Annotated in this window: 1 protein-coding gene and 1 pseudogene; one reads left to right on the plus strand and one right to left on the minus strand. The window is 69.4% G+C overall.

The genetic code is table 11. The features are described 5' to 3' along the window. Positions 1-899 (minus strand): annotated as a pseudogene (locus R6V09_RS52495) (phosphatase); the annotation flags it as partial. A 458-nt stretch (positions 900-1,357) separates the two neighbouring features. Here R6V09_RS52495 and R6V09_RS52500 point away from each other — a divergent pair. Beyond that, a partial coding sequence (locus R6V09_RS52500) for a bifunctional DNA primase/polymerase (protein WP_317888459.1) occupies positions 1,358-1,685 on the plus strand: 328 nt, incomplete at its 3' end.

A 1,685-nucleotide genomic window follows, 5' to 3' on the forward strand; every position in this document is an offset into this window, starting at 1 on the left:
ACGCGGGGGAGCCGGGACGGCAGCAGCTCCTCGGCGATGGTCGCCACGCACGCGCGCGTGCGCTCGACTTCGAGGAGCCGCGCCAGGTGCTCGGTGGCGAAACGGGCGTACAGGCCGACGAGATGGCGCTGCCGCTCGACCGGCTCGGCGGGCTCGTCGTACAGCCACACGGCGGCGCCCAGCCGCCCGGCCGCGTCGGTCGCCAGGGGCAGCGCGTAACTGGCCGCGTAGCCCAGGCGTACGGCCACCTCGCGGTGGCGCGGGTCGAGGCCGTCCTCGGCGAACAGGTCGGGGTGGACGATCTCGTCCCGCCTGCCGTCCTTGCCGCCCTCGCCGCCCGGGTTCCCGTCCAGAATCTGGCCGTAGGACATCGCCCCGCGTGGGACGGTCTCGATGTGGCCGAGGTCGGAGCGGTCGAGGCCCAGGCCGATGGTGGTGTGGGGGCCGAGGCCGTCGCCGGGTTCCAGGACGACGAGTCCGCGCCGGGCGCCCACCAGGGCGGCTCCGGCGCGCAGCAGTTCCTGGAGTGCGTCGGCGAGTGCGTCCGTGCGGGTCAGCCGCTCCGTGAGTTCATGGAGGGTCGTGAGGTCGGACACCCAGCCGGCGAGACGGTCCTGGAGCAGGGCACTTGGCGCGTTCGGAGCGGTATCCGGCGGGTTCTGGACGTTAGGGGAAGGGGCCGGAGGGGTACCGGTGGCGGCAGGCGCGGGCGCGACAGTGTGTGCGGGCGAGGGAACCGTTGAATCGATTCCAGCCACTTTCGGAGGGTGAGGGGCGTTCATGGCGTCCGGCTTTCCGACCGGTGCGTATTGCTCAAAAGCATCGCAAACCCCCATGTCATTCTGCGCCGCTGGCAGTGTCTCCACATGTACACGCACTCGTGAGGGGATGTCCAGCATTGTCCTGCTGGGATTCCTGGTGTCCATGGGTTTCGCGGGGGCATTTCGCTCTCCCCTTGCGGATTGGCAAAGTTGGCTTAAAACTGCATCAGGGGACGGTCCATTGCGGTCGACTGGGCTTGCTCGACGGAGCGTCACAGCGGTCGTGATGGGTACGTACTCGGAGAAGACCAGGGGTGGCGGGGGCCGCCCGGAACCTGGTGAGGGACCCGGGCGTCTTAACCACCGACGATCGTGCCCCATCCTCCCGTGGCGGAGGCGGAGAGAAATACGCGGGACGGCAAACGCCAGACTTCGCCACCCCCACGCCACGCCCATGCTTTTCATGCACGCACGGGTTCCCCTTGCTTCGCGCAGGGGTGTGATGCGCCAACAGGTACGCACAGTGAAGTGATCGACACATGGTGTGATGTGGTCCTCGGTGTTGCCAGCGGTGCAACGGAAAGGAACGAGCGCTCATGCGCGAGATCCTCGGAAAGCGACGCAGGCTCCTGTCCAGGCGAGACAACAGGAGGTCTGAGATGCTCAGCGCGGCCCTGACCTTCGCGACAGAATGGCAATGGCCCGTACTCCCGGGCGTGGCACCCGATCCCCAGGGCCGGGCCCGCTGCGGCTGTCCGGACCCTGAGTGCACGGTTCCCGGCGCCCACCCCTTCGACCCCGGCCTCCTCGCGGCCACCACCGACGCCCGCATGGTGCGCTGGTGGTGGGGCAACCGCCCCGCCGCGCCCATCGTCCTCGCCACCGGCGACAAGGCTCCCTGCGCGGTCAGCCTGCCCGCTCCCG

This window comes from Streptomyces sp. W16 (assembly GCF_033194735.1).
Taxonomy (GTDB): Bacteria; Actinomycetota; Actinomycetes; order Streptomycetales; family Streptomycetaceae; genus Streptomyces.